Annotated in this window: 37 protein-coding genes and 1 tRNA gene; 33 read left to right on the forward strand and 5 right to left on the reverse strand. The window is 40.5% G+C overall.

All coding sequences use genetic code 11. From position 1 onward, the window contains the following. Positions 1 to 19 precede the first annotated feature (19 nt). Both AC6EJA_RS07345 and AC6EJA_RS07350 read left to right on the forward strand, forming a co-directional pair. Positions 20 to 1468: a helicase gene (locus AC6EJA_RS07345; RefSeq protein WP_498502009.1), complete on the forward strand. Its 1449-nt coding sequence runs from the start codon at positions 20 to 22 to the stop codon at positions 1466 to 1468. A gap of 25 nt (positions 1469 to 1493) precedes the next feature. Next, on the forward strand, positions 1494 to 1742 hold the full coding sequence (locus AC6EJA_RS07350; protein WP_498502010.1) for a DUF2839 domain-containing protein: 249 nt from the start codon (positions 1494 to 1496) through the stop codon (positions 1740 to 1742). A 17-nt stretch (positions 1743 to 1759) separates the two neighbouring features. Here the strand turns inward: AC6EJA_RS07350 and recA are convergent, their stop codons facing one another. The 5 genes from recA to ndhN form a co-directional block, all read right to left on the reverse strand. Continuing rightward, entirely contained in the window at positions 1760 to 2890 is a 1131-nt protein-coding gene (recA, locus tag AC6EJA_RS07355) for a recombinase RecA (RefSeq protein ID WP_498503575.1), read from the reverse strand. A 94-nt stretch (positions 2891 to 2984) separates the two neighbouring features. Beyond that, entirely contained in the window at positions 2985 to 3752 is a 768-nt protein-coding gene (locus tag AC6EJA_RS07360) for an HAD family hydrolase (RefSeq protein WP_498502011.1), read from the reverse strand. A 16-nt stretch (positions 3753 to 3768) separates the two neighbouring features. Beyond that, positions 3769 to 3840, reverse strand: a tRNA-Gln gene (locus AC6EJA_RS07365). Positions 3841 to 3953: 113 nt separating this feature from the next. Then, positions 3954 to 4913 (reverse strand): Light dependent period protein LdpA domain-containing protein, encoded by a 960-nt coding sequence (locus AC6EJA_RS07370; RefSeq protein WP_498503576.1) that lies wholly within the window; start codon positions 4911 to 4913, stop codon positions 3954 to 3956. Positions 4914 to 4983: 70 nt separating this feature from the next. Then, positions 4984 to 5445, reverse strand: a complete 462-nt coding sequence (gene ndhN, locus AC6EJA_RS07375; RefSeq protein WP_498502012.1) for an NAD(P)H-quinone oxidoreductase subunit N — start codon at positions 5443 to 5445, stop codon at positions 4984 to 4986. Between the two features lie 3 nt (positions 5446 to 5448). On the opposite strand from ndhN, the gene AC6EJA_RS07380 reads away from it, so the two are divergent. The 31 genes from AC6EJA_RS07380 (at position 5449) to prfA (ending at position 22306) form a co-directional block, all read left to right on the forward strand. Beyond that, positions 5449 to 5622: a hypothetical protein gene (locus tag AC6EJA_RS07380; RefSeq protein WP_498502013.1), complete on the forward strand. Its 174-nt coding sequence runs from the start codon at positions 5449 to 5451 to the stop codon at positions 5620 to 5622. 190 nt (positions 5623 to 5812) lie between these two features. After that, positions 5813 to 6466 (forward strand): 50S ribosomal protein L3, encoded by a 654-nt coding sequence (gene rplC, locus AC6EJA_RS07385; protein ID WP_498502014.1) that lies wholly within the window; start codon positions 5813 to 5815, stop codon positions 6464 to 6466. Further along, on the forward strand, positions 6467 to 7102 hold the full coding sequence (rplD, locus tag AC6EJA_RS07390) for a 50S ribosomal protein L4 (RefSeq protein ID WP_498502015.1): 636 nt from the start codon (positions 6467 to 6469) through the stop codon (positions 7100 to 7102). It abuts the gene before it with no gap. Then, the gene (locus AC6EJA_RS07395) at positions 7095 to 7397 is read left to right on the forward strand and encodes a 50S ribosomal protein L23 (RefSeq protein WP_498502016.1); all 303 of its coding nucleotides are present in this window, start codon (positions 7095 to 7097) and stop codon (positions 7395 to 7397) included. Before rplD ends, AC6EJA_RS07395 begins: the two co-directional genes overlap by 8 nt. Before the next feature lie 14 nt (positions 7398 to 7411). Next, positions 7412 to 8275, forward strand: a complete 864-nt coding sequence (gene rplB, locus AC6EJA_RS07400) for a 50S ribosomal protein L2 (RefSeq protein WP_498502017.1) — start codon at positions 7412 to 7414, stop codon at positions 8273 to 8275. A 35-nt stretch (positions 8276 to 8310) separates the two neighbouring features. Then, positions 8311 to 8586 carry a 30S ribosomal protein S19 gene (gene rpsS, locus AC6EJA_RS07405; protein ID WP_498502018.1) on the forward strand — a complete coding sequence of 92 codons (276 nt, stop codon included), beginning with the start codon at positions 8311 to 8313 and terminating at the stop codon, positions 8584 to 8586. Continuing rightward, on the forward strand, positions 8587 to 8973 hold the full coding sequence (gene rplV, locus AC6EJA_RS07410) for a 50S ribosomal protein L22 (protein ID WP_498502019.1): 387 nt from the start codon (positions 8587 to 8589) through the stop codon (positions 8971 to 8973). After that, a complete protein-coding gene (rpsC, locus tag AC6EJA_RS07415) occupies positions 8973 to 9704 on the forward strand; it encodes a 30S ribosomal protein S3 (RefSeq protein WP_498502020.1) in 732 nt (243 codons plus the stop codon). Before rplV ends, rpsC begins: the two co-directional genes overlap by 1 nt. 12 nt (positions 9705 to 9716) lie before the next feature. After that, a complete protein-coding gene (rplP, locus tag AC6EJA_RS07420) occupies positions 9717 to 10193 on the forward strand; it encodes a 50S ribosomal protein L16 (protein ID WP_498502021.1) in 477 nt (158 codons plus the stop codon). A gap of 2 nt (positions 10194 to 10195) precedes the next feature. After that, complete coding sequence (rpmC, locus tag AC6EJA_RS07425; protein WP_498502022.1) at positions 10196 to 10405, forward strand: 50S ribosomal protein L29; 210 nt, start codon at positions 10196 to 10198, stop codon at positions 10403 to 10405. A 13-nt stretch (positions 10406 to 10418) separates the two neighbouring features. Further along, positions 10419 to 10685 (forward strand): 30S ribosomal protein S17, encoded by a 267-nt coding sequence (rpsQ, locus tag AC6EJA_RS07430; RefSeq protein WP_498502023.1) that lies wholly within the window; start codon positions 10419 to 10421, stop codon positions 10683 to 10685. After that, a complete protein-coding gene (gene rplN / locus AC6EJA_RS07435) occupies positions 10682 to 11047 on the forward strand; it encodes a 50S ribosomal protein L14 (protein ID WP_498502024.1) in 366 nt (121 codons plus the stop codon). The genes rpsQ and rplN overlap by 4 nt, the downstream gene beginning before the upstream one ends. Before the next feature lie 54 nt (positions 11048 to 11101). Next, positions 11102 to 11413: a 50S ribosomal protein L24 gene (gene rplX, locus AC6EJA_RS07440; RefSeq protein ID WP_498502025.1), complete on the forward strand. Its 312-nt coding sequence runs from the start codon at positions 11102 to 11104 to the stop codon at positions 11411 to 11413. Positions 11414 to 11505: 92 nt separating this feature from the next. Continuing rightward, a complete protein-coding gene (gene rplE, locus AC6EJA_RS07445; protein ID WP_498502026.1) occupies positions 11506 to 12045 on the forward strand; it encodes a 50S ribosomal protein L5 in 540 nt (179 codons plus the stop codon). Between the two features lie 16 nt (positions 12046 to 12061). Then, positions 12062 to 12463 carry a 30S ribosomal protein S8 gene (gene rpsH / locus AC6EJA_RS07450; protein ID WP_498502027.1) on the forward strand — a complete coding sequence of 134 codons (402 nt, stop codon included), beginning with the start codon at positions 12062 to 12064 and terminating at the stop codon, positions 12461 to 12463. 15 nt (positions 12464 to 12478) lie between these two features. Then, positions 12479 to 13018, forward strand: a complete 540-nt coding sequence (gene rplF, locus AC6EJA_RS07455) for a 50S ribosomal protein L6 (protein WP_498502028.1) — start codon at positions 12479 to 12481, stop codon at positions 13016 to 13018. 31 nt (positions 13019 to 13049) lie between these two features. Beyond that, positions 13050 to 13415: a 50S ribosomal protein L18 gene (rplR, locus tag AC6EJA_RS07460; RefSeq protein WP_498502029.1), complete on the forward strand. Its 366-nt coding sequence runs from the start codon at positions 13050 to 13052 to the stop codon at positions 13413 to 13415. A gap of 16 nt (positions 13416 to 13431) precedes the next feature. Further along, positions 13432 to 14064, forward strand: a complete 633-nt coding sequence (gene rpsE / locus AC6EJA_RS07465) for a 30S ribosomal protein S5 (RefSeq protein WP_498502030.1) — start codon at positions 13432 to 13434, stop codon at positions 14062 to 14064. Positions 14065 to 14069: 5 nt separating this feature from the next. After that, positions 14070 to 14519 (forward strand): 50S ribosomal protein L15, encoded by a 450-nt coding sequence (rplO, locus tag AC6EJA_RS07470; protein ID WP_498502031.1) that lies wholly within the window; start codon positions 14070 to 14072, stop codon positions 14517 to 14519. A 76-nt stretch (positions 14520 to 14595) separates the two neighbouring features. Beyond that, on the forward strand, positions 14596 to 15915 hold the full coding sequence (gene secY, locus AC6EJA_RS07475; protein WP_498502032.1) for a preprotein translocase subunit SecY: 1320 nt from the start codon (positions 14596 to 14598) through the stop codon (positions 15913 to 15915). A 35-nt stretch (positions 15916 to 15950) separates the two neighbouring features. Then, positions 15951 to 16499 (forward strand): adenylate kinase, encoded by a 549-nt coding sequence (locus AC6EJA_RS07480; RefSeq protein WP_498502033.1) that lies wholly within the window; start codon positions 15951 to 15953, stop codon positions 16497 to 16499. A gap of 47 nt (positions 16500 to 16546) precedes the next feature. Then, the gene (gene rpmJ / locus AC6EJA_RS07485) at positions 16547 to 16663 is read left to right on the forward strand and encodes a 50S ribosomal protein L36 (RefSeq protein WP_072013244.1); all 117 of its coding nucleotides are present in this window, start codon (positions 16547 to 16549) and stop codon (positions 16661 to 16663) included. Positions 16664 to 16786: 123 nt separating this feature from the next. Beyond that, complete coding sequence (gene rpsM / locus AC6EJA_RS07490; RefSeq protein WP_498502034.1) at positions 16787 to 17152, forward strand: 30S ribosomal protein S13; 366 nt, start codon at positions 16787 to 16789, stop codon at positions 17150 to 17152. Between the two features lie 55 nt (positions 17153 to 17207). Further along, the gene (rpsK, locus tag AC6EJA_RS07495) at positions 17208 to 17600 is read left to right on the forward strand and encodes a 30S ribosomal protein S11 (RefSeq protein WP_498502035.1); all 393 of its coding nucleotides are present in this window, start codon (positions 17208 to 17210) and stop codon (positions 17598 to 17600) included. A gap of 53 nt (positions 17601 to 17653) precedes the next feature. Then, on the forward strand, positions 17654 to 18589 hold the full coding sequence (locus AC6EJA_RS07500; RefSeq protein WP_498502036.1) for a DNA-directed RNA polymerase subunit alpha: 936 nt from the start codon (positions 17654 to 17656) through the stop codon (positions 18587 to 18589). Between the two features lie 31 nt (positions 18590 to 18620). Beyond that, positions 18621 to 18971 (forward strand): 50S ribosomal protein L17, encoded by a 351-nt coding sequence (gene rplQ / locus AC6EJA_RS07505; RefSeq protein WP_498502037.1) that lies wholly within the window; start codon positions 18621 to 18623, stop codon positions 18969 to 18971. 38 nt (positions 18972 to 19009) lie between these two features. Further along, positions 19010 to 19870: a tRNA pseudouridine(38-40) synthase TruA gene (gene truA / locus AC6EJA_RS07510; RefSeq protein WP_498502038.1), complete on the forward strand. Its 861-nt coding sequence runs from the start codon at positions 19010 to 19012 to the stop codon at positions 19868 to 19870. 132 nt (positions 19871 to 20002) lie between these two features. Continuing rightward, on the forward strand, positions 20003 to 20455 hold the full coding sequence (rplM, locus tag AC6EJA_RS07515) for a 50S ribosomal protein L13 (protein ID WP_498502039.1): 453 nt from the start codon (positions 20003 to 20005) through the stop codon (positions 20453 to 20455). Further along, on the forward strand, positions 20452 to 20862 hold the full coding sequence (rpsI, locus tag AC6EJA_RS07520; protein WP_498502040.1) for a 30S ribosomal protein S9: 411 nt from the start codon (positions 20452 to 20454) through the stop codon (positions 20860 to 20862). The genes rplM and rpsI overlap by 4 nt, the downstream gene beginning before the upstream one ends. A gap of 23 nt (positions 20863 to 20885) precedes the next feature. Then, a complete protein-coding gene (rpmE, locus tag AC6EJA_RS07525) occupies positions 20886 to 21158 on the forward strand; it encodes a 50S ribosomal protein L31 (RefSeq protein WP_498502041.1) in 273 nt (90 codons plus the stop codon). 47 nt (positions 21159 to 21205) lie between these two features. Continuing rightward, positions 21206 to 22306 (forward strand): peptide chain release factor 1, encoded by a 1101-nt coding sequence (prfA, locus tag AC6EJA_RS07530; protein WP_498502042.1) that lies wholly within the window; start codon positions 21206 to 21208, stop codon positions 22304 to 22306. Position 22307: the final 1 nt, after the last annotated feature.

The following is a 22307-nucleotide window of genomic DNA, read 5'->3' on the forward strand; positions in this document are numbered from 1 at the left end:
CTCACTTTAGGCAAATTTGATGCTAGAGGCTCACTCTCATCATCATCTAAAAAACCTTCTCAAGGGGAATTCAGTATGGCCACATGATTTAACGCTAAGTCGTCTTGTTGCAAGAAGTTTAAGAAGAGCTGAAAATTCATTAATTCAATTGCCATCTGGAAGCCAAAATTTTTGGTGGCCAGGTCTATTGATACCACTGTGTTTGAAAAATTCGAATGCTGTTTTAATTCTCTCGGAGACACAAAGATTGTGGTTATTAAAGTATGAATTACCAAGACTAAGAAATGCTGGTTATGAGATGCCTATCGCAGATACAATAATTCCCCCATCATCTCAGGAAAACAAAATATGGATCACTTCTTATAAACATTTTTTATACGCATTAAAAAGTCATAACATTTCGCCTAGACAATTAATCATTCCCGAGGCTGACCTTTTTTCGAAGAGATTAAGATCCGCTCTTGCGATCGAAATTGATTACTCTGAATGGGAAAGCTTGAGGCTGCAATTTCCTCTTTTCTCTGCTTCAATTTTAGAAACCCATTCACGAATAACAAAAAGAATTTTTGTTCAATCCACAAGCAAAAACTCCCTGGTTTCCCTGGAGGATCGAGATATTTTGGGGGTTCATAATATTCTCAAATTACTAAAGGAATACCCTCAGCCTTGGGTAGATGTGGCGCAAGCCTTGGACCGAAATTGGGCAAGTTGGGCTCATTTACATCACGAGAAACTTGATTGGATTTGGCACCTTCAACCCCTTGAGCCACTTAATCATTTAGGGAAAACATTAAAAAAGTTCCCATTTTTAATGCTTTCTGGATCATGGGAAAACGAGATGCTTTGCTCTGAAATGAGGGAAATTGATTGCTCATTCAATTTCAAATGCAAACTGGGGTCCATACCCAATCAAAATCCTATTGAGCTTTTTTTACCTTTACGCCAACCATTACCTAATACCAAATATTTTCAAACATATCTTGTAGAGCAATGCCTGAGATTAATTTTTCTACAACAGGGCCTCACAATTGTTTTGCTTGATGATGCACAGATGAGAAAGAAGTTGACTGCCCAACTAGCATCTCAATTTGGTAATCGAGTTACTCAAGAAACTCCTCCCATAAAAGAGAACGGTGTAATTTGTTGTAGTTGTAGTTGGTGGTTAGAAAATTATCAGAAACTGCCCATCCCAAAACAATTAATCTTGGGGGTACTACCTCTTGCAAGTCTTGAATCTCCTCTACTTGCTGCTCGTGTTTCTCAATTCAAGATGCATGGTCGCGATTGGTTCCGTGAATTAATTTTGCCAGACCTTCTTGGTTTTTTGCCTTATTTGATTGAACCTATTCGATGCGACCAAGGTCGAATAGCAATACTTGATGGTCGTTTAAGATCTAGAAGTTGGGGCGCTCATGTTTTAAGAAGTCTTGAACCGTGGATTCCGTTAGATCGCTTGTTACCGATTTAATATTGAAGCACTCATTGGCAGATTCATGGGGGAAGCTCGTCGTCGTGCAAAAAAAGGCTTGTCTAAACAGAAAAAATCATCCAAATCAATTAAAAAAGATGAATCAAAAAGAATCTTTACTTGGTTACCCATCACGGAAGAACAAGAAGAGCTGTTTATTCGGATCACCAATAAAGGAGCATGGTTTGGCATTGGATTTTTAATTCTTTTATGGGTAATTGTTCGTGTTATTGGCCCTGCGGCAGGTTGGTGGGTCCCTGCTGATTTGAAATAAAATAAATACTTATAAATCTATGCTGCCTTTACGACTCTATCTGTAGTTGTTGTTTGTGTAGGTGAACTTCTAGATGTAGTTCCTATTCCTTTCATTGAATTTGAGCTAACTTCTGTTCCTTCTGTAAGCTTTGTTCTCACTAATGCTTCGATTTCAGTCTTTGCTTCAAGATTATCTTCTAGCCATGTAATCGTATTATCACGGCCTTGACCAATATTGTCACCTTTATAGCTATACCAGGCTCCCTTTCTACAAACAATATTTGTCTCTTCTGCTAAATCAAGTAAACAACCTGTTGTGCTAATCCCTTTCCCGAAAAGTATGTCGAATTCTGCAATTCGGAATGGTGGCGCAACTTTGTTCTTTGCTACTTTCACTTTGGCCCGAATGCCATATTCTTCAGTTCCTCGTTTCAGAGTTTGAATGCGCCGTATATCGAGTCTTACCGATGCATAAAATTTCAAGGCATTTCCGCCTGTTGTGGTTTCTGGATTACCGTAAGTGATTCCAATTTTTAGACGTAATTGATTCAGAAAAATCACTGTGCATCCAGATTTTCCAATATTTCCAGTAATTTTTCTCATAGCTTGACTCATTAATCTGGCTTGACTACCGACTGAATGATCTCCCATCTCTCCTTCAATCTCTGACCTGGGAGTTAGTGCTGCAACTGAATCAACCACTACTAAGTCGACTGCTGCTGAACGTACAAGTTGATCAACAATCTCTAGTGCCATTTCTCCTGTATCTGGTTGAGAAACCAGAAGGTTTTCGACATCTACGCCAAGAGCAGCTGCATAAACGGGGTCTAAGGCATGTTCTGCATCTACAAAAGCTGCAATCCCCCCATTCCTTTGTACTTCTGCTATCGCATGCAAAGTTAATGTTGTTTTTCCGGAACTTTCTGGGCCGTAAACTTCAACTACTCTTCCTTTTGGATAACCACCTCCAAGAGCAAGATCTAAGGTAAGTGCTCCTGTTGAAATAGTTTCTACTTTCATTTTCGAAGCATCACCTAAGCGCATGATTGAGCCTTTCCCAAAATTGCGCTCTATTTGACCAAGAACTAGGTTAAGTGCCTTGTCTTTTTCGGTATTTTGTGAATAGCCAGAATGTGTTGATAAATTTGTTTTAGATTCAGTTCCCATGGTGATATTCGAAATTAAAGGAATTTTCAACGAGCTTTGTTGCTACTAGCAGACAACTGTTGAACCTGGATTAGTACAAGCGTACGCTAGCTAATTAAACCCAATTCGCCAAGGGGTTTAAGAAAGTTTCTGCTTCTAAAAGATGGATTTTTGAATTTAAATTATTTTTGTCATCTGGTTTCAGGTATCCCCAACTAGCAAGAAAACATCGTAGGGACTCTAGTCCAGGTGTTCTGATGACTGTTTCTAATGTGGTTCTCCTATCTTCGACGAAACCTTTTAGTTCATATTCTTTGGATATTTTCAATAGACAGTCAGTTTTTGATCCCGACTTATGGCCATAGATAGAGTTAACTTTTATGCTCAGTGATTGGAGAATCTTTGCAGTGAAATCGGCTCGTTTAGTTGTTAAGATTGCTAGTTCAATTTTTTCATTTTTGAATTTATTGAGTCGATCAGCAATATTTGGATAAGTCTTGTGACTATCAAGCCATGAATTTATATCCTTATCAATAGTCCTTTTTCTAGCATCATCAAGTGAAGCTTGAAGAAGTTGAGGGCTAAGACTAAGTAAATTAAGTCCCTGAATTATGTTTTCATTGTAATTTTTTTTATAATTTTCAACTCCTATTAAAGATAAATTACTATCAGATTTTGAGAGCTCTGCACATATAAGAACCATTTCCCATCCATAGTGAACCCAAGGTCTCAATGATTTAAATATTCCAAAATCGTGTTCAGTGAAGGTTGGGTTAGATCTTAAGATTGTTGAACAAGCTTTTTTTGAACTTTCCCAATATTCATTTATGCCATCAATAACGACTCCATCAAAATCTAAAACTAATAAAGGTATTTTTTGCAATCGACATTTTCAAAAACTGGGGCGGTAGGATTCGAACCCACGAATGGCGAGACCAAAACCCGCTGCCTTACCACTTGGCGACGCCCCATTGGAAAGAGAGAGAATAATTCTCCTTCTCTCAATCATACGGGTAAACATATTAGTTTCAAGATGATCACTTCGTCATTACATGTTTGCGTTTGTGAGGCTTTCTTGAATTTCTCATTTGGTAGACCAGGGGTCTATGAGTCCTTTTGCAAGCTTAAGTGCTTGATCCCATCCGTAGGGCCAATCAATAAGTTTGACATTTCTTTTCTGAGCCTCGACTAAAAAAGGATGAATTAATTTACGAGCCATACCCCCAAATGCAATACCTGAGGGTCTAGTTTCTCCAGAGAGATAGTTTATGGTCTCCGCGTTTGTCCCTCCAGCAAGTTGAAGAGGTCCAGGAGGAGCTAAAGGCTTTATTTTTTGCCATAGAGATACAGCGAATTTTCCAGTACCTTTACCTAGATCACCACTCATGGGACGCCCGTCAAGTTGCCAGATTGGTTTTTGGTTGTGTTTTCTAAGGCACTCATAGCGCTTCCAAAGTTCTTTGGAGAGTATCGACTCATCTATTGAGTGACCTTGTAATCCACAACTCACTGCAATTCGATTTAGTTTTACGTTTGAAGTAAGTATTGCTTCTACTGTTTTTTCAAATTCTTGATCTCTTCCGGGTGCGGTGTGAATTTCCACAGCATCTGGCTTAACAGTTGAAATTAAATCCCCGAATTCCTCAATCTTTAAAGATTGATCTTTTTCTTCAATAATCCCCAAAGGGCAAATAGGTAAGCAGCGTCCACATCCATAGCAGAGATTTTTAAGTATTCCATCATTTTTATTTATCGCATCTGCTGGACATACCCTCTCACATGGGCGAGAACAGTCTTCAGGACAGTGAGTTGGATCAAAAAAAGCTTTCCGAAAGTGAACATCTTTGCCATCACTCACGCTGACCATTAGCCATGGTCTGATGTCAAATTTCTTTTCTATTTGGTCTAATCCCTTTTTTGCGGCTTGCACTACAGCAACATCAGCTGCCACATCAATACAGTTCACTCCAGCAGCTGCATAAACTGAACACAAATCTGTTATGGACAATAAATCCTGATTACTGGCTCCACAAATAAGTTTCACCCAATTTCCACTTTCAAGGGCATTCTCGTTAAACAGAGAATTTCTCTTCAGGAAGGGATTTATTTGATATTTAACTTTCAATTAAACTTTTAATAGATTGCCATTTAATGCTTCTTGAACCTCCCATCTCAATGACAATTTTTAATCTTGTTTCTCTTTGACAAAGATTATTTAAATTCAAAAGTTCTGAGTTTGATAAAACCTGGCCTTCCAAAAGCCACAGAACTAAATTGCAGTTGCTATCTAGAAATTCATTTAGCTGGGGAATTACTTGTTGGACTTCTCCCACCGCACCGTTTCTCCCTATGTTTTGATGACCAAGATGAGGTGGTCTTATCCCATGCAAGTTGAAGAGAAAAACCTCTGGGTCTCCTAATCCTCTGGCTGAAATGAGTTGGGTTTTATATCCAGAACTTCTTAGACGGCGTAACAGTCGTGTTTCAGCTCCACCTTCAAGAGGAGTGAAGATTGCAAGACATCCAGATGATTCAAGATCTTTTTTAAATTTTTGACCTGAAAGTAAAAGAGGCATCCAATGAACTCAATAAGAGTCAGGTTTAACTCTATAGAGAATAACCAAAGTCGCCACTGTGGTGTAAAATATTTATTCGCTGAAGCTATCTGTGCCCTCCCGCTAGCAGGGCCTCCAGAAAGTAAGGCTGGTTTAACGTTTGCGTTAAATCAAAATGGCCCGAGCAATGAATTCTGAGGAATTTATTTGCCGAGAAACTATCTAAAATCGCGAAGATTTTTTTTAAGTCTCAGCCAGCTGATTCCCGCTAGCTCTACTGATTTTCAGATTCTAAATACGGATCGCGATTATTCGGTTCAACAGCATTTTGAGTTATCAGCCCTTAAAGTCTCTTTTTGAGATTAGTTCGCTGGCGTTATTTAAACTCATGTCAATTGGCATTCTTGGAAAAAAATTGGGCATGTCCCAATTTTTTGACGACACTGGCAAGGCTATCCCAGTCACACTGATTGAGGCAGGTCCCTGTCGAATCACTCAACTTAAAAGTGATGAAACTGACGGCTACTCAGCTGTTCAGATAGGTTTTTCTGATGTGCGAGAAAAACTTGTTAACAAACCCAAAAAAGGTCATCTGGCAAAGTCAGGTGAATCCTTGCTGAGGCACATCAAGGAGTATCGTGTCCCAGATTTATCTAATTATCAGCTTGGTGATGCAATAACAGTCATCAATTTTGAGGCTGGTCAGAAAATCGACGTTAGTGGTGACACAATGGGGCGTGGTTTTGCTGGTTATCAAAAAAGGCATGGTTTTAGTCGTGGCCCAATGAGCCATGGATCTAAAAATCATCGCTTACCAGGTTCTACCGGAGCAGGTACAACTCCCGGTCGAATTTATCCAGGCAAGAGGATGGCTGGGAGATATGGCGGGAAAAAAATCACTACAAAAGGTCTAACTATCATAAAAGTTGATGGTGATAAAAATCTCTTAGTTGTTAAGGGTTCTGTCCCTGGTAAACCAGGTTCTCTCTTAAATATTAAGCCGGCTAATCGAGTTGGTTATCAAAACCAAGGGGGTAAATAAATGGTCAACTGTCTCATAAAAGATTGGGAGGGTAATGAAGCAGGAAATGCCACTCTCGATTTAAAAGCAGCTAAGGAAAACACAGCGTTGGATTTACTTCATAGAGCTGTACTTCGCCAACAGGCACATTCAAGACAAGGCACTGCTAGCACCCTTACAAGAGCAGAAGTTAGAGGTGGAGGTAGGAAACCCTACAAACAAAAAGGTACTGGCCGAGCTCGCCAAGGTTCAATTCGCACACCATTAAGACCAGGTGGCGGTATTGTTTTTGGCCCAAAACCTCGTACTTACAATCTTTCGATGAATCGGAAGGAACGTCGTTTAGCCCTCAGAACTGCACTAATGTCGCGAATTAGTGATGTTTTAATTGTTAAAGATTTTGGTTCTAAACTCAAAACCCCCAAAACAAAGGAAATCGTTGATGCTCTCGCAAGGTTTGGATTTACCAATGACAAGAAAGTTTTGATTGTTTTGAATAGTCCATCAGATGTCATAAGCAAATCAATCAAAAATCTTGAGAGAGTTAAGTTAATCAACGCTAATCAACTTAATGTTTTTGATTTGTTGAACGCTAATCACCTCATCGTTAGCCAAGATGCATTAAAAACAATTCAGGAGGTATACGGTAATGACTGAAAATTTTAAAAACAGATTGGCTGATGTAATTCGTCGCCCATTAATAACCGAAAAAGCTACAAGAGGTATTGAGATTAATCAGTATTCTTTTGAGGTTGATCATCGTGCGGCAAAACCAGACATCAAAGCTGCCGTTGAATCTATGTTTAATGTAAAGGTGATTGGTATCAGTACTATGAATCCGCCTCGCAAGAGCCGCAGAGTCGGTCGCTTTGCAGGTAAGCGAACGCAAGTAAAAAAAGCTGTTGTTCGCTTGGCTGAGGGTGACACAATTCAACTTTTCCCTGAATCATGAGGAGATATTAATCAATGGCTATCAGAACTTTTCGTCCCTACACTCCTGGCACTAGAACTCGTGTCGTCACAGATTTCAATGAGATCACCTCTCGTAAACCTGAAAGATCTTTAGTAGTATCTAAACATCGAAGGAAAGGAAGAAATAACAGAGGTGTAATCACTTGTAGACACAGAGGAGGCGGGCATAAAAAGCTTTACAGGATTGTTGATTTTCGTAGAAATAAGCATGGAGTTACCGCAAAAGTAGCTGCTATTCATTACGACCCACATCGCAATGCACGATTGGCTCTTCTTTTCTATTCAGATGGAGAAAAAAGATACATACTTGCTCCCGCTGGTATCACAATCGGCCAAGAGGTTGTATCCGGGGCAGATGCACCAATAGAAACTGGGAATGCATTGCCTTTATCCTCTATTCCCCTTGGTTCAAATGTCCATTGCGTAGAGCTATATCCTGGTAGAGGTGGGCAAATGGTTAGGACGGCAGGAGCAAGTGCACAAGTTGTTGCAAAAGAAGGCGAATATGTTGCAGTAAAGCTGCCCTCAACAGAAGTTCGATTAATTCGTCAAGAGTGCTTCGCTACTCTTGGTGAAGTGGGTAACTCAGAAATAAGGAATACAAGTTTGGGTAAAGCTGGTAGAAGGAGATGGCTTGGAAGAAGACCACAAGTAAGAGGAAGTGTTATGAATCCATGTGATCACCCACATGGAGGTGGAGAAGGCCGCGCACCAATTGGTAGAGCAGGTCCTGTGACTCCTTGGGGTAAGGCTGCCTTGGGTCTCAAGACAAGAAAGAAGAACAAACCAAGTAACCGATTTGTTCTTAGAAAACGTCGACGGATTTCTAAACGTAGTCGAGGAGGACGAGATTCCTAATGAACATCATTTCACAGACTTTCACCTAATTTCTTATGGGACGTTCACTAAAAAAAGGCCCTTTCATAGCCGACAGCTTGCTTAAAAAGCTTGAAAAACAAAATGAAAACGATGATAAATCCGTCATCAAAACATGGTCAAGATCCTCAACTATTTTGCCAATCATGATCGGTCATACAATCGCTGTTCATAATGGGAGGAGTCATATTCCAATCTTTATAACTGAGCAAATGGTTGGCCATAAGTTAGGGGAATTTGCTCCTACGAGAACTTACAAAGGTCACATAAGAGATAAAAAGGGGGGTAGATAGATGACAATTCCAACTTCATCGCAAACTTCTGCTAAAGCTCATGGACGTTTTGTAAGGGGTTCAGCTTCCAAAGTACGAAGAGTATTAGATCAAATTAGGGGAAGAACATATAGAGATGCTCTCATCATGCTTGAATTCATGCCTTACCGATCAACGGGTCCAATTACGAAGGTTCTCAGATCTGCGGTAGCAAATGCTGAACATAACTTAGGACTCGATCCTTCCAGTTTGATAATTACCAGCGCAAATGCAGATATGGGACCCACTATGAAGAGATTTAGACCAAGAGCGCAGGGTCGAGCTTTTGCGATTAAGAAGCAGACATGTCATATAAGCATTGCTGTAACTTCACCATCAAACTCATCACCAGAAGAGGAGAAAAACTAATGGGCCATAAAATTCATCCCACTGGTATCAGGCTAGGAATAACACAGGAACATCGCTCAAGGTGGTACGCCCCAAGTAAAACTTACCCAATTCTTTTACAGGAAGATGATCGAATTAGGCGTTTCATCAATAAAAAATACTCAACTGCAGGAATCAGTGAAGTATTAATCGCTAGGAAAGCTCATCAATTAGAAGTTGAATTAAAAACAGCTCGCCCTGGTGTGATTGTTGGTAGGCAGGGTAGCGGCATCGAAGATCTTAGAGCAGGAATTCAAAAGACAATAGGAGACAGCAATAGACAAGTAAGAATCAATGTAGTTGAAGTTGACAGAGTAGATGCGGATGCACATCTTCTAGCTGAATACATAGCTCAGCAACTTGAAAAGAGAGTTGCTTTCAGAAGAACTATTCGTATGGCGGTACAAAGAGCCCAGCGAGCAGGTGTTTTAGGGCTAAAAATACAAGTCGGGGGAAGATTGAACGGGGCTGAGATCGCTCGTTCAGAGTGGACAAGGGAAGGTCGAGTCCCTCTTCATACTCTTCGAGCGGAAATCGATTACGCCACAAAAGTTGCAAGTACAACTTATGGAGTTCTCGGTATCAAAGTTTGGGTTTTTAAGGGAGAGGTCCTTCCAAAAGAAGAACAACCTCTTCCGGTTGGCTCTACTCCCAGACGAAGAGGCAACCGAAGACCTCAACAATTTGAGGATCGTTCCAATGAAGGTAAATAAGGAGATCTAATCATGCTTAGTCCAAAACGCACAAAGTTCAGAAAGCAACAAAGAGGCCGCATGCGTGGCGTTGCTACACGAGGCAATAAAATTGCTTTCGGCCAATTCGCTCTACAAGCACAAGAGTGCGGGTGGATCACATCCAGGCAAATTGAGGCTAGTAGAAGAGCTATGACACGCTATGTAAAACGTGGTGGTCAAATCTGGATAAGAATTTTTCCTGACAAGCCTGTCACTATGAGAGCAGCTGAGACCAGGATGGGTTCTGGTAAAGGTAACCCTGAATTCTGGGTGGCAGTAGTCAAGCCTGGAAGAATTCTTTTCGAGATGGGCGGAGAGGAGATTACAGAAACAATCGCGAGGGAGGCTATGCGACTTGCTCAATACAAGCTTCCAATAAAAACCACATTCCTCGCATTGGAGGATCCTCCTGAACTCCCAAGGGGAAATGATGCTTCTGATGCCTCCAAAGCCACCCAGGAGTCTTGACCATGGCTAAATCCAAAACTGAAGAGGTGCGTAAACTCACCGATTCCGACATCACAACAAAAATTGATGAGATCCGTAGAGAGCTTTTTGACCTTCGTTTTAAGCAAGCAACTCGACAACTCAACAATACCCATCGCTTTAAAGAAGCTCGCGTTGAATTAGCGCAGCTTCTGACTGTTATGTCAGAGCGAAAAAGTTCAACCTCATCTTGATTAAATTAAAAAAATGGCACTAAAGGAACGAATTGGCACTGTTGTGAGCGACAAGATGGATAAAACAGTTGTAGTGGCTGTTGAGAACCGTTTCCCTCACCCGCTTTACCAGAAAACTGTTAGTCGCACAACACGATATAAAGCCCATGATGCAGAGAATAACTGCATGGTCGGTGATCGAGTTCGCATTAAGGAGACTCGACCAATGAGTGCTCATAAAAGGTGGGCAGTTGCAGACGTTCTCTCAAAAGGGATGAAATCTAGGGAGGCAGCAAAATGATTCAACAAGAAACGTACTTGACCGTTGCAGACAACAGTGGTGCAAAAAGACTTCAATGTATAAGAGTACTGGGCTCTAACCGAAGATATGCTCATGTTGGGGATGTCATAGTAGCTGCTGTTAAAGATGCAATGCCTAATATGGGAGTCAAAAAATCCGATGTAGTAAGAGCCGTAGTTGTTAGAACAAAAGCAACTATGCGACGTGAAACTGGTAATTCAATTCGATTCGACGATAACGCAGCGGTTTTAATTAATGATGATAAAAATCCCAGGGGAACAAGAGTTTTTGGACCTGTTGCCCGTGAACTAAGAGATAAAAATTTCACTAAAATTGTCTCACTTGCTCCGGAGGTTATCTAGATGTTAAATACACCTCAAAAATACAATTCCAATAAATCATCCCAACGGATCAAAATGAAGATCCGCAAGGGAGATACCGTACAAGTGATTAATGGTAAAGATAAAGGTAAAACAGGGGAAGTGCTAAAAACAATTCCCACTGAAAATCGAGTTGTAGTTCAGGGTATCAATCTTCGGACAAAACACATTAAGCCTCAGCAAGAAGGAGAGAGTGGAAAAATCGAGACTGTTGAAGCCTCTTTGCATGCTTCCAATGTAATGGTGTACTCAACAGCTAAAAAAGTAGCTAGTCGGGTAGAAATTTTTGTTGAAAAAGATGGAACCAAGAAACGACGACTTAAACGAACAGGAGAATTGATTGATTAATTCCCCTGTTCTATCAGTAATGGTCACATTGCTGAAAAAAACGTCGATTTTATTCCTGTTAGATCTATCTCAGCCGCCTTCCACTCAAAACTATGTCCCTCAAAAAGCGTTTTAGAGAAACCATTAGACCAAAGCTTCAAAAAGATCTTGGTTTAAAAAATGTTCATCAAGTCCCTCAAGTAACCAAAGTCACCGTCAATAGAGGTCTTGGGGAAGCCGCTTCTAATTCAAAAGCGCTTGAGGCATCTTTGGCTGAGATGGCTACAATCACAGGACAAAAAGCTCTTGTCACTAGAGCAAAGAAAGCAATTGCAGGATTTAAAATACGACAAGGAATGCCCATTGGTTGCGCCGTAACTTTGAGGGGGGACAGGATGTATGCCTTCCTTGAGAGATTCATTAATTTAGCTTTGCCTCGGATAAGAGATTTCCGAGGGGTCAGTCCTAAAAGTTTTGATGGTCGAGGTAATTACACCATAGGCGTCAAGGAACAGCTTATTTTCCCTGAAGTTTCCTTCGATAAGGTTGACTCAATTAGAGGCATGGACATAACAATTGTTACCAGTGCTCGCTCCGATGCAGAAGGTAAAGCTCTCTTAAGTGAGATGGGAATGCCCTTCCGTAGTAATTGACCCATAAATGTAAAACATGGCTAATCACGATCCAATCTCAGACATGCTCACCCGCATTCGTAATGCAAGTGAGAAAAGACATCAAAAAACTCGTATTCCTGCTTCAAGGATGTCTCATAGTATCGCTAAGGTCCTTCAAAAAGAGGGGTTCATTGCAGATATAAGTGAGGAAGGAGAAGGTATTAAAAAACAATTAATACTTGAATTGAAATACAGTGGAAAACATCGCCACCCAATCATCAGATCAATGCAAAGGGTTAGTAAGCCAGGTCTGAGAATATATAAAAATACCAGAGGCCTTCCTAAAATTTTAGGTGGTTTAGGTGTTGCAATTGTCTCCACCTCAAAAGGTGTCATGAGTGATCGTGATGCTCGAAAACAAGGTGTCGGAGGAGAAGTCCTCTGTTACGTCTATTAATAACAATTTCTAATTATGTCTCGCATTGGTAAAAAACCTATTCTTGTTCCAGACAAAGTTGCTGTGACTCTTGAGGGCTTGTCCTTGACCGTTAAGGGCCCTAAAGGGGAGTTGAGCCGCACTCTTCCTCAGGGAGTGATTGTCACTCATGAGAAAAATCAAATCCTCATATCACCATCAAACGACAAAAGAACATCTAGAGAAAGACATGGACTTTGCAGAAGTCTTGTTTCAAATATGGTGGAAGGTGTTACCAATGGTTACTCAAGAAAATTAGAGATAGTTGGAGTCGGATCAAGAGCGCAAGTTAAAGGGAAAAATCTTGTAGTTAGTGCTGGCTATAGTCATCCTGTAGAAGTTATTCCCCCTGAGGGAATAACTTTTAAAGTTGAAAACAACACGAACGTTACTGTTTCGGGAGTTGACAAAGAACTTGTTGGTAATGAAGCCGCAAAGATTAGAGCGATTCGCCCACCCGAACCATATAAGGGCAAGGGTATAAAATTCGAGGGCGAGAGAATAATCAGAAAAGCCGGTAAATCTGGCAAGAAATAATAATAAATCAAATCTCTTCCAATATTAAAAAATGACAAATCTTTCCAGAAAACAACAAACACAAAAAAGACACAGAAGACTCCGCAAAAATCTTGCAGGTTCAAATGCTCGCCCTCGCTTGGCTGTCTTTAGATCCAATAACCACATTTATGCTCAAGTCATAGATGATGAATCACAGAGCACTCTTTGTTCAGCATCTACGCTTGATAAAGATATAAAATCAAAAAAAACCAATGGCAGTAATTGCGATGCATCAACTGCTGTTGGCGAATTAGTAGCTCAGAGAGCCTTGGCAAAAGGGATTCAACAAGTCGTTTTTGATCGAGGAGGTAACATTTACCACGGTAGAGTTAAAGCTCTAGCGGAAGCCGCCCGAGGAGCTGGTCTCGAGTTCTGACTCTTTTACAAAAACTATGACTGAAACAAAAACACAACCAAAGAATAGTGACACCTCTGGTGGAGGGAATAACAAAGGTTCCTCCGAGGGGCAAAAAGAGCAACGCCGAGGTGGACGCGGAGGTGAACGAAGAGGCCGACGTGGCGATAGGCGTGGGCAGGAAAGAGACTCCGAGTGGCAGGAGAGAGTTGTTCAAATAAGAAGAGTCTCAAAAACTGTTAAAGGCGGTAAAAAAATGAGTTTCAGGGCAATTATTGTTGTTGGGAATGAACGAGGTCAAGTTGGTGTTGGTGTCGGTAAAGCTGGTGATGTTATAGGTGCAGTAAGAAAGGGAGTCGCAGATGGTAAAAAGCACCTTGTAAGAGTTCCACTGACCAGAAACAGTTCAATACCTACGATCTCTAATGGGCGTGATGGTGCTGCAAGCGTATTAATTCGTCCTGCTGCGCCTGGAACAGGTGTAATTGCTGGTGGTTCAATACGTACTGTTTTAGAATTAGCCGGTATTAAAAATGTCTTGGCAAAACGCCTTGGGAGTAAAACTCCCTTGAATAATGCAAGGGCTGCAATGGTAGCTTTATCAGAATTAAGAACCCACAAGGCAACTGCCAAAGAGAGAGGAATTTCTCTTGAACAGATTTACTCCTGAAATCAATGAAACCAACACTCGAATCTCTCGCGCCCAATAAAGGGGCACGAAAACGCAAATTAAGAAAAGGGAGAGGAATTGCTGCTGGCCAAGGAGCAAGCTGTGGTTTTGGTATGAGAGGTCAAAAATCACGTTCAGGAAGACCTACAAGACCTGGTTTTGAAGGTGGGCAAATGCCTCTTTATAGAAGGGTGCCTAAGCAAAAGCATTTTGAAATAATCAATCAAAAGTTTTTTTCAATAATCAACGTCTCCCAATTAGCTGAAATTGAAGAAGGTACAGTTGTTAATTTGGATTATTTAGTTAAAGAAAAAATCTTAAACAACCCTAAGCATCAATTAAAGGTTCTTGGGGAAGGAGATTTAAAAGTAAAATTAACAGTTCAAGCGGCAGCTTTTACACAATCAGCTAAAAATAAAATTGAATCTGCTGGTGGAACTTGTGAAATTTACTAATATCTTTTATATAGACATGCTGTGTGTTTATTCACTGCTCTTTAGCTAAAAATTAAACCTTCCCAATTCTCCCTTTATGCTAGTAAGTCGAGGCCGCAATCCAAGCGCTGGGGAGGTTGTTACTCAGCTTTTAGTAAATAAAGAACTCAGAGGCAGAGTCTTAACAACACTTGCACTTTTACTTCTTGTAAGGCTCGGAATATATATTCCTCTCCCGGGAATTGATAGAGAGGCATTCAAATCATTTATTGAGCAAGGTGGTCAATTAATTGGTTTTTTGGATATTTTCACTGGTGGAGGAATATCAACATTAGGTGTCTTTGCATTGGGTATTCTCCCTTTTATCAATGCATCGATAATTATCCAGTTACTAACTGCGGCACTGCCTCAGCTTGAAGATTTACAAAAAAACGAAGGGGAAGCAGGAAGAAGAAAAATTTCTCAAATAACTAGATATGTTGCATTGGGATGGGGGTTTGCTCAAAGTATTGTTTTTTCTCTTGTTCTAAAAAATTATGCAATTGAAAGCTTGAGTGAATCAACTTTTGTAATCCAAACTTCTCTTGCTCTTGTCACAGGATCTATGGTCGTTATGTGGCTTAGTGAAATTATTACTGATAAAGGGATTGGACAAGGAGCTTCCTTGGTTATTTTTTTAAACATAGTTGCAACTCTTCCAAAGGCTTTAAGTTCAACAATTGAAAAAGCGCAGACTGGCGATAGAGGTGATGTCGTTGGAATTATTGTTTTATTGGTTGTTTTTCTATTGACAATTGTTGGAATAATTTTTGTACAAGAGGGTGCTCGAAGAATCCCCATAGTTAGCGCTAAAAGACAGATTGGTGGAACAGCATTGCTACCAAGCAGACAAAGTTACTTGCCCCTAAAACTCAATGCTGGTGGTGTTATGCCAATAATTTTTGCCTCTGCACTTATATTTCTTCCAATTACTATCGCCAACATTACTAAGAATCCAATACTAATAAATTTTGCTGGATCTCTTAATCCAAGTGCTTCTAATCCTTGGCCATATGCCCTAACCTTTTTCGCTTTGATATTGGGATTTGCTTATTTTTATGCATCATTAACCATTAATCCAGTCGATATCTCAGCCAATCTCAAAAGAGGAGGAGTTGCGATACCTGGTGTTCGACCTGGCAGTGCTACAGCTAACTATTTATCAGGTGTTCAAAATAGATTGACACTTCTTGGAGGACTTTTTTTGGGATCTGTCGCAATCATTCCCGCTGCGGTTGAGAGAGCTACAAATGTTCAAACTTTTCAAGGGCTTGGAGCAACTTCTCTGTTAATACTTGTTGGTGTGGCTATAGACACAGCTAAACAGGTTCAAACTTATGTCATCTCCCAAAGATATGAGGGTCTTGTTAGACAGTGAGGATTCTAAAGTTCAAGAAATTTTGAATTTGAGATATGAAAGATCGAATACTTTTTCTTGGCCCTCCCGGCGCTGGTAAAGGGACTCAGGCGACAATACTTTGTGATGAGAATAATTTTCTTCATCTTTCAACAGGCGACCTTTTAAGGAAAGAAGTTTCTTCGGGTACCTCTCTTGGGCAAAAAGCAGAAAAAATAATGAACAAAGGAGAATTAGTTGGTGACGATATCGTTTTGGAACTGGTCAAAAAAAATTTGACAGGTAAATCATGTGGATGGCTTCTTGATGGCTTCCCAAGGAATTTGAATCAAGCAATATCATTAGAACCTCTTCTTAGTGATATTAATCAAGATATCGAAGCTGTTCTTCTTATTGAAATTGATGATGAAATTCTTGTTAGTAGGCTCTTAGATCGAGGAAGAGATGACGATACTGAAGAAACAATTAGAAATAGGTTAAAAGTTTATAGGAACCAAACGGCCCCCCTGATTGATTATTACAACGATAAGGATCTTCTATTGTCTGTTAATGGAGATCAAGAGATCAAATTAGTTTCTCAAAAAATCAAAGAAGTCTTAAATTGAACGATGTAGTAGTATTTATGTTTGGTATTTATTAGAGCCACACCATTATGAAGGTGCGAGCATCAGTCAAGAAAATGTGTGAAAAGTGCCGGGTTATTCGACGCCACGGCAAGGTCATGGTCATTTGTACTGCGACTCAGAAGCACAAACAGCGTCAGGGCTAACTCCCCAAGATGCAAATCTAAACCTCATACATATCAGGGTTCCCTAATATATATGAGGTTTAAGCACCACCCACATCCAACAAAGGTGGTTATCAAACTCTCATTCTTTTTTTTAATAGCTCAGTGGCACGGATTGCAGGCATCGACATACCTCGCGACAAGCGAGTTGAAGTCGCCCTCACATATATCTATGGTATCGGCTTAACAAGAGCCAAAACCATCCTTGGGAATACAGGAGTAAATCCTGATACCCGTGTGAAAGATCTTGATGATGGTGATGTGCAAAAGCTCAGAATGGCAACCGAAGATTTCACACTTGAAGGTGATCTTCGGCGTCAGGAAGGTATGGCTTTAAAGCGATTGCAGGACATCGGTTGCGTTAGAGGCCGACGTCACAGAATGAGCTTGCCTGTTCGTGGACAACGAACACGAACTAATGCTCGTACTCGTCGAGGCTCTCGCAAAACTGTCGCTGGCAGAAAGAAATAGCAAAATAAATTGCTTATCTATTCATTACTGATCTTTACAAAAAAGGCCCAAAAATATGGCCACAACAACAAAGAAAACTGGTTCTAAAAAGGTAAAGCGCAACGTCCCCAATGGCGTAGTGCATATTCAAAGTACCTTTAATAACACAATCGTCTCCATCACTGATACTTCAGGGCAAGTCATTTCTTGGTCTTCAGCCGGTGCAAGTGGTTTCAAAGGCGCTAGAAAAGGTACCCCGTTCGCTGCCCAAACGGCTGCAGAAGCGGCGGCGCGCAAGGCTCTTGAGCAGGGGATGCGTCAGATAGAAGTTCTCGTAAGGGGACCTGGCTCTGGCAGAGAAACTGCTATTAGAGCTTTGCAAGTAGCCGGACTTGAAATCACCTTAATTCGTGATGTCACTCCACTGCCACACAATGGTTGTAGGAGGCCTAAGCGCAGACGCGTTTGAACTAATTCACATTTTGTGGATCCTTATTCTTTTTTTCTCTACTTCTTAGACCGTTGCCATACCAGATTGATCGAATCGAGCACCAAGTCTCAAATGACCGCTCTCAGACAGGTGTTTTTTTAATAGGACCTCTTGAAAGAGGTCAAGCCACAACCCTTGGAAACTCTTTGAGAAGGGTTCTTATGGGAGGACTTGAAGGTAGTGCCGTCACTGCCGTACGCATTGCCGGCATAAATCACGAATATGCAACAATCCCAGGAGTAAGAGAAGATGTTCTCGACATACTCTTAAATTGCAAACAACTTTCTGTGAATAGTCGCAGTGAGGAACTTGAAATTGGACGTTTGGTTGTTTCAGGTCCTGCTGAAGTAAAAGCACAGGACATACAATTCTCATCTCAAGTTGATATTGTCGATGGAGAAAGGCCAATAGCCACTGTTAATGAAGGGCACAATTTAGAGCTTGAATTGCATGTTGAGAGAGGAGTTGGTTATAGACCCGTAGACAGATTTAATGAAGAAACAACCGCAATTGATCTTTTGCAGATCGACGCAGTTTTTATGCCAATACAAAGAGTGAATTTTACAATTGACGAAACTGCTGTTGCTGAGGGCGGATCAACAAGAGAAAGGTTGCGAATGGAAATTGTTACGGATGGATCAACCACTCCTGATGATGCACTTGCAGAGGCTGCCAATCAGTTGATTGAGCTATTTCAACCATTGGCAACAGTTACCATGGTTGAGGAAGTTCCCCAAGAGCCTGAGCCCTCGGCAGAAGCTCAAATTCCACTAGAGGAGCTCAACCTCTCTGTCAGGGCATACAATTGCTTGAAGAGAGCCCAAGTCAACTCTGTTTCTGATTTGATGGGCTTTAGTTACGAAGACTTGCTAGAGATTAAAAACTTTGGCTCTAAGTCTGCTGATGAAGTAATTGAAGCTCTTGAGAGAATAGGCATTACTATTCCTCAAAGCAGAACCTCCGGTTAAATTACTTTTTAGTTCAAGAATATTAAAAACGATGAGACATCAACTTCGAGTTCCAAAATTAGGTAGGCCGGCAGATCAGAGAAAAGCTCTTCTGCGTGGTTTGACTACACAACTCATTAGAGAAGGTCGTGTTACAACAACAAAGGCCAAGGCTAAGGCCATAAGGGATGAAGCTGAGAAAATGATTACCCTTGCCAAAGATGGAAGTTTGTCAGCAAGGAGAAAAGCAATTGGCTTCATATATGACAAGCAACTTGTCCATGCTCTTTTTGATAAAGCTCAGGAGAGATATGGAGAAAGGAATGGTGGCTATACGAGAATTGTTCGTACTGTTCCCAGACGCGGAGATAATGCAGAAATGGCAATTATTGAACTCGTTTAGAAAAATAAAATTTTTGAATAATTTTCTCCAGTCAAAAAATGTCTGTTTTGTCAGGAGAAAAGAAAAATAATCTACTTAGAAGAATAGCTATTTGTGTTCAATACGATGGAAGTGAATACAGTGGTTGGCAAAAACAAAAATCATCAAAGAGTGTTCAAGAAATAATCGAAAGAGTAATTGCTGAACTTGATCCACATAGGCCAGTAAAAGCCATAGCAGCTGGCAGGACTGATGCTGGTGTGCATGCCGCTGGTCAAGTGATCCATTTCGATAGCACAGGACATATCCCACCAAAAAGGTGGGCGAAAGCTCTTAATGGGAGGTTGCCAAGTTCCATAAGGGTTAGGGAGTCAGTTTTAATGCCCCAAGATTGGCATGCATGCCATTCCGCAATTTATAGAAGGTATAGATACACAATTTTTAATGGGAGGTCACCAAATCTTTTCCTGGAAAAATGGAGTTGGCACAGATATAGTTATCGTTTGGATGAAAAACTTATGAAGATAGGATTGAGTCAGTTACATGGATTTCATGATTTTGCTGCTTTTCAAAAAGCTGGAAGTAACAGGTCTCATTCTTGGACAACTATTCAAGAGGTTGAATTGGAGAGAACAGGAGATTTAATAAGCATCGATGTTCAAGCAAGTGGATTTCTCTATGGGATGGTAAGACTCCTAGTTGGTCAATTAGTAGCAATAGGGGAACATAGGCTTGATTTAGATGAATTTGAAAATCGCTGGAGAAATTGTCTTCGTTCACAAGTTCGCGAGTCTGCTCCAGCTCATGGTCTTTGTTTAATTCGTGCTGGCTACAGTGACTTTGTTTTTTCAGAATCATCTTGGTTTGATACTTTCCCTAAATTCAAGCTTTCTGGAATTGATTCACCTGAAATGCCTTAGGGAAATTTATTCATTTGGTCATTCTTTGTGTAAAATAGTATTTCGAGTCTCTTCAGATAGTATTGAGTCTGGGAGTTTCTATTCAAGCCCTACATTTAATAGTGGGGATACATAACCGGGTTGCCGGGGACGATGAACAAGACAACAATTCCAAAAATAGATTCAATCGATCGACAATGGTTTCTTGTTGATGCAGAGAATCAGACACTTGGCAGATTAGCCACTGAGGTCGCTTCCATTTTGCGTGGTAAAAACAAACCAAGCTTCACTCCACATATGGATACGGGTGATTTTGTGGTCATAATAAATGCGGAGAAAGTACACGTTAGTGGCAACAAATCCGAACAGAAGCTTTATCGACGTCATTCAGGGCGTCCAGGTGGCATGAAAGTAGAAAAGTTTAATGCACTTCAGAAACGCATCCCTGAAAGAATTTTAGAGACAGCCATCAAGGGTATGTTGCCTCACAACGCACTTGGTAGGCAGTTGTTTAGAAAACTTAAGGTATATAGGGGTTCTGACCATCCCCACTCAGCTCAACAACCTCAGGTTATTGAATTCGCTAATACCGCATCCGATCAATGAACAGTTCTCTCACAAAACAAGTCGTCTACTGGGGCACTGGAAGAAGGAAAACTTCAGTGGCAAGAGTAAGATTGGTTCCTGGAAAAGGATCAATAACTATAAATGGTAGACCCGGTGACCATTATCTAAATTTCAATCCTGCATATTTGTCAGCTGTAAAATCTCCTTTAGAAACACTTGGATTAGCTGATTCTTACGATCTCTTGGTCAATGTTTATGGAGGTGGATTAACTGGACAATCTGATGCTATTAAGCAAGGCGCTGCTCGAGCTCTGTGTGAACTTTCAATTGACAATCGTAAACCACTAAAAATCGAAGGTCATCTTAGTAGAGATCCCAGAGCAAAAGAACGCCGTAAATACGGATTGAAAAAGGCTCGTAAGGCGCCTCAGTTCTCCAAGCGTTAACCCTCAGTTAATTTTTTACTCACATGCCTAAATCAAATATTCATCCTGAATGGTTCCCCGATGCAAAAGTTATTTGCAATGGTGAAGTCGTAATGACTACCGGTTCTACTCAGAAGGAACTACATGTTGATGTCTGGAGTGGTAACCATCCTTTCTTTACAGGAACCCAGAAAATTCTTGATACAGAAGGGCGAGTTGATAGATTCATGCGCAAATATGGCATGTCATCTAGTTCTGATAATTCAAAAAATACTAAGAAGAATGCTCCTGAAAAATCTAAAGACTCTGAATCATAGAATATATAAAATACGAAAGACCACAAAACTCATGATGAGCGATTTTGATGGGTATTGATTCCTCGACCCTCAATACAAGACTTGAAACAGCAGAGAGAAGTTTCAAAAATTTGGAATTGCAATTAGCAGATCCTGATGTTGCTTCTGATCCGAAAAAACTTGAAAATATTGCCAGAGAACGTTCTAGACTTGAACCATTGGTACTTGATTATGAAGCTTTAAAAAATTCTGAAAAGGAACTAAATGAAGCAAAAATTCTTTGTAAAGATAGTAGAGATGATAAAGATATGGAGATACTTGCCCAAGAAGAAGTTGCCAGATTAGAAAAATTAAAATGTGAATTAATCAATAGGATTACAATTGCTCTTTTACCAAAAGATCCCAGGGATCAAAAAAGTGTCATGCTTGAAATTCGAGCAGGAGCAGGTGGAGATGAAGCATGCATTTGGGCTGGTGATCTTGCCAGAATGTATGAACGTTATGGGCAAAAAGTTGGTTGGAATGTTAAACCCATAAGTTGTACTGAGGCCGACTTAGGAGGATTTCGTGAATTAATTATTTCTATTAAGGGAGATTCTGTTTTCAGTAAACTGAAATTTGAAGCTGGAGTTCATAGAGTTCAAAGAGTACCAGCCACTGAATCGCAAGGAAGAGTTCATACTTCCACGGCTACGGTAGCAGTTATGCCAGAAGCTGATCCAGTGGAAATACAAATTGACCCTACGGATATTGAAATCAGTTCCGCACGTTCCGGTGGAGCTGGAGGGCAAAATGTAAATAAGGTTGAGACTGCAATTGATTTATTTCATAAGCCTACTGGTATTAGGGTTTTTTGTACCCAAGAAAGATCACAACTCCAAAATCGAGAGAGAGCATTTGAGATTTTGAGAGCAAAATTACTCGAGATAGAGATTGCTGAAGCTAATGCCAAAGAGAGGGATGCCCGATTAGCTCAAGTTGGTACTGGTGATAGAAGCGAAAAAATACGAACTTATAACTATAAAGACAATAGAGCGACTGACCACAGGTTGGGTGCGAACTTTCCGCTAGAAACAATTTTGTCTGGACAATTGGAATTTTTGATAGATGCTTGTGTTGCTAAAGAACAAAGCCAAAAAATGGAAGAAATGGCCGAGAAAAGTGATTAAA

This window comes from Prochlorococcus sp. MIT2309 (assembly GCF_059772305.1).